Raw genomic sequence first — 4,158 nt, forward strand, 5'->3', positions numbered from 1 at the left:
AGCCTGGTGTGCCGCTGCGCGCGAAGTTGAAACGACTCATGTTTTTAAAAGACAATCCTCAGCGAATTCCGTTTCGCCGAGGATTGTCGAGAAGTTGCTAGCTGATCGCGGCCGTCACCAGCTCTTGTGCTTCGCGCTGAATCTGCTTCAGATGTGCTTCGCCTTTGAAGCTCTCGGCGTAGATCTTGTAGACATCTTCCGTTCCGGAGGGACGTGCGGCGAACCAGCCGTTCTCCGTTGTGACCTTAAGACCGCCGATGGCCGCCTTGTTTCCGGGGGCTTCGGTGAGAACCGCGGTGATAGCCTCACCGGCCAGCTCCTTGCTGGTGACCTGCGAGGGATTCAGCTTACCCAGTTTGGCCTTCTGTTCGCGGTTTGCGGGAGCATCAATGCGCTGATACACCGGCGAGCCGTACTTCGCGGTGAGTTCGGCATAGAGCTGTCCCGGATCCTTTCCTGTGCGAACGGTCATCTCCGCGGCGAGCAGGCCAAGGATGAGCCCGTCCTTATCGGTGGACCACACCGAGCCGTTCTGCCGCAGGAAGCTGGCGCCGGCGGACTCTTCACCGACGAAGCCAAGCGTGCCGTTTACCAGGCCGTCGACGAACCACTTGAAGCCTACGGGGACCTCCAGCATGGGGCGCTTGAGTCCCGCGGCGACGCGGTCGATCATCGATGAAGAGACCAGCGTCTTGCCGATACCGACCTTCTCACTCCACTGCGGTCGATGCGTGAAAAGGTATTGGATGGACACCGCGAGATAGTGGTTCGGATTCAGCAGACTCGAACTGCGGGTCACGATGCCGTGGCGATCATGATCGGTGTCGCAGGCAAAAGTGACATCGAAGCGGTCTTTGCCGGCAATGAGTGAGGCCATGGCGTAGGGAGAAGAGCAGTCCATGCGGATTTTGCCGTCCCAGTCGCAGGTCATGAAGCGGAAGGTTGGGTCGACTGTCCGCGAGAGTACGGTGAGCGGCAGCTTGAACTTCTCCGCGATGCGAGGCCAGTAAGCAACGCCTGCACCTCCGAGAGGATCGACCGCAAAGATGAGACCCGAGGACGCGATGGAACGAAGATCGAGTACTGAACCGAGGTCGTCGACATATTCGCTGACGAAGTCATGTTTGTGCGTCGTGGAAGAGGCGAGCGCTTTTGTTAGTGAGATGCGCTGAACACCTTTGAGGCCGGAGGCAAGAAGCTCATTCGCGCGATTCTCGATCCACTTCGTAGCCGTAGTGTCGGCTGGACCGCCACTGGGTGGGTTGTATTTGAAGCCGCCATCCTCAGGTGGATTATGCGATGGCGTGATGACGATGCCATCTGCGAGGCCGGAGGTCTTACCAGCGTTGTAGACCAGGATGGCATGCGAAAGAGCAGGAGTGGGAGTGTAGCCCTGTTCGGAGTCGATCATCGTCTCCACGCCATTGGCTGCCAGCACTTCAAGCGCAGAGGCCCATGCGGGATCGGAGAGCGGATGCGTGTCGGCCGCGAGGAACAGGGGACCGGTCGTGCCTTCATTCTTGCGGAACTCGCAGATGGCCTGGGTAATAGCGAGGATATGGTCTTCGTTGAAGCTGGAGTGCAGGCTGGAACCGCGATGTCCGCTGGTTCCGAAGGCGACCTTCTGAGCAGGATTGGAGACGTCTGGCTTCTGTGTGTAGTAGGCCGTGATGAGCCGTGGGACATTGACGAGAATCGATTCCGGAGCAGGCTTGCCAGCTAACACGTTGGTCATAGAAGCAAGGATGACAGAGTTGCCGCCCGGGATGGAAGACGCTTCTGCATCTGCGTCATTTTCCTGTGAACGGGTTTCTCTGGGAGCAGACGCACCTGTAAATCGGTCTGACCAATCCTGTATGCTGGCAAGGCATATGAAATGTGGTTCGAAGCTCGCTTTACCGCTGATTTTGCTCGCCGGGGTGGCGTTTGGACAGGCATCTCCTTCGCGCCAGATGGCAGACGCGGTGATCCGCCGGAACCCCACGCCGCGCTGGGTTTATGAAGAGGGCACGATGCTGGACGGCCTGACGGCCGAGTGGAGGTCTAGCAACGATGAGAAGTACTTCGATTACGTGAAGCAAACGGTGGATGCACTGATCACCGAGGATGGAACGATCAAAGGCTTCAAGTCCGATGCGCACTCGCTGGACAATCTGGAGATGGGCCGCGCCGCCCTGATGCTCTATCGCGAGACCAAGGACAAGAAGTACGAGACAGTGGCTCGCTTCGTCCGTGCGCAGCTCGACGAGCAACCGAGAACCCCGAGCGGTGGTTTCTGGCACAAGGCGATTTACCCGAACCAGATGTGGCTGGACGGCGCCTTCATGGCCGAGCCCTTCTATGCCATGTACGCTGCGACCTTCGATGACACGGCAGCGTGGGACGACATCGCGAAGCAGTTCCTGCTGATGGATGAACATCTGCGCGATCCCAAGACGGGGCTGATGTATCACGGCTGGGATGAGAGCCGGAAGGAACGCTGGTCCGATTCGAAGACAGGGCGCTCGAAAGAGTTCTGGGCTCGCGCAATGGGCTGGTACGTCGTAGCTCTTGTCGATGTCCTGGAGTACTTCCCGAAGGATCATCCCAAGCAGGCAGTTCTGGTAAAGGATCTGAACGACTGTGTCGCCGCGCTCGAGAAGGTGCAGGACCGGAAGACCGGTGTCTGGTGGGATGTCCTGGACGGGACGTACGACTACTACATCCATGAGAGGACAGTAGCCGACGATCTGAAGGGAATTGGCGCGTTCCTGATGGCAGGCAGCGAGATGGAGCGCATCCGGTAGCTCTATCCCTGTCTCGTCTCTCGTTGTCATCCTGTTCGCTGGGGTGATTCGTGAAGGACCTGCTTAGCGGGCTATTCGCATTTGTAATTTGATGACCCACACACTGGGTGCCCCATCCATTGCAGCGCAATGGGTGGGATGTGGCTCGGTTCAATGCTTCAGGAGGCAGGAAAAGCGGTTCGAGCTACGCTCGAAGATCCCACTCACGCTGGCGCGTGAATGGGGCACCCAGTGTATAGCTAGTCCTAGCTTGGCGGAATCGCAGCCCGCAATGCGATTACAAGCTGCGGGATGTGCGCCACGTCACCGCATCGAAGAGCAGATTCGATCTGCGACGCGATTGCCGAAGCCTCCGGAAATCCATACATACCAAGCGCCCCGGAGAGCTTGTGTGCGGCCTCGAGCATTGCTGTGTGGTCCGCATTGTCTGCTCCGAGCACGGCGACACGCTCTTCCACAATTGGCCGGTTCTTCTGCCACAGCGCGGCGATGAGAGCAGAGGTCTTTTCCTGGGCAGTCGACATCGATACCTACCAGCCAAGGGCCTCAGCCATCTGGTCGGCGAGGGTCATGGGATCAAAGGGTTTGAAGAGTACCGCGGTGACACCGAGGCCGGCAAAGCGGCGCTGATCCACGCCCTGTACTTTGGCCGTAAGCAGGATGACTGGAATACCCGCTGTTTCAGGATTCTCCTGCATGGCCTTGAAGGTTGTGGGCCCATCCATGCCGGGCATCATTACGTCCATCAGGATGGCGTCGGGCTTCTCCTGCGCGGCGCGCTGGATGCCTTCCTGCCCGTTGGAGGCCGTAAGAATCTCCCATCCGGCGGTAGCTTCGAGGGCAAGCGAGGCGACCTCCCGGATGTCGTCTTCATCGTCAATGATGAGGATGCGTGGCACTGGGGGAAAGAGTACAGGCGCGGGGCCACAGGCGCAAGATACTTGCGGCCTATTTCATACAGGTGTCGTGAGGGTCTTCGTCGTTGCTGTTGAAGGTGATAAGGCAGGGAGCAAGCAGCATGGTGGCGAGGGCAAAAGCGACAATCAGGTCGTGCATGGGTAACCCCTCCGCGAGGTGGAAACTGACACGTGCCGGGGGACTCTTTCTGTCCCTCTTGCGAATGACCTTAGCAAGCGATTGCTGCCCGGTTATCACCAGGATGTAATCTTTGGCCAACTAGGCCCACGGAAGTCACGATAGAGCATCCTCCCTGTCTTCGGGATACCTGTAGGAGGTCAAGAGGTTGTTGACATCTGGAGCCTGCTGATGGGCGGGCGTAGGTTGAGGCTAGCATGAGGTCTTTGTTGGTTGTAGAAGTCTGTCCAAGGGGCGAGTTGGGTGTCTCTTTGTTCTGAGTTTTCCCAGTGAGCCG

5 protein-coding genes are annotated in these 4,158 nt (G+C 58.4%); 1 reads left to right on the forward strand and 4 read right to left on the reverse strand.

What is annotated here, in order from left to right:
- Positions 1-97: 97 nt before the first annotated feature.
- The gene (gene pgm / locus AB4043_RS21785) at positions 98-1,735 is read right to left on the reverse strand and encodes a phosphoglucomutase (alpha-D-glucose-1,6-bisphosphate-dependent) (protein ID WP_442301656.1); all 1,638 of its coding nucleotides are present in this window, start codon (positions 1,733-1,735) and stop codon (positions 98-100) included.
- A 136-nt stretch (positions 1,736-1,871) separates the two neighbouring features.
- Between pgm and AB4043_RS21790 the strand changes: the two genes are divergently transcribed.
- Complete coding sequence (locus AB4043_RS21790) at positions 1,872-2,786, forward strand: glycoside hydrolase family 88/105 protein (RefSeq protein WP_442308072.1); 915 nt, start codon at positions 1,872-1,874, stop codon at positions 2,784-2,786.
- Between the two features lie 245 nt (positions 2,787-3,031).
- Here the strand turns inward: AB4043_RS21790 and AB4043_RS21795 are convergent, their stop codons facing one another.
- The 3 genes from AB4043_RS21795 to AB4043_RS21805 form a co-directional block, all read right to left on the reverse strand.
- Positions 3,032-3,310 (reverse strand): Hpt domain-containing protein, encoded by a 279-nt coding sequence (locus AB4043_RS21795; RefSeq protein ID WP_442301654.1) that lies wholly within the window; start codon positions 3,308-3,310, stop codon positions 3,032-3,034.
- A 6-nt stretch (positions 3,311-3,316) separates the two neighbouring features.
- Entirely contained in the window at positions 3,317-3,685 is a 369-nt protein-coding gene (locus AB4043_RS21800; RefSeq protein WP_442301653.1) for a response regulator, read from the reverse strand.
- 336 nt (positions 3,686-4,021) lie between these two features.
- On the reverse strand, positions 4,022-4,158 hold a 137-nt coding region (locus tag AB4043_RS21805), incomplete at its 5' end, for an integrase core domain-containing protein (RefSeq protein ID WP_442301836.1).

The sequence above is a fragment of the Terriglobus sp. YAF25 genome (assembly GCF_052113305.1).
Classification (GTDB): Bacteria; Acidobacteriota; Terriglobia; order Terriglobales; family Acidobacteriaceae; genus Terriglobus.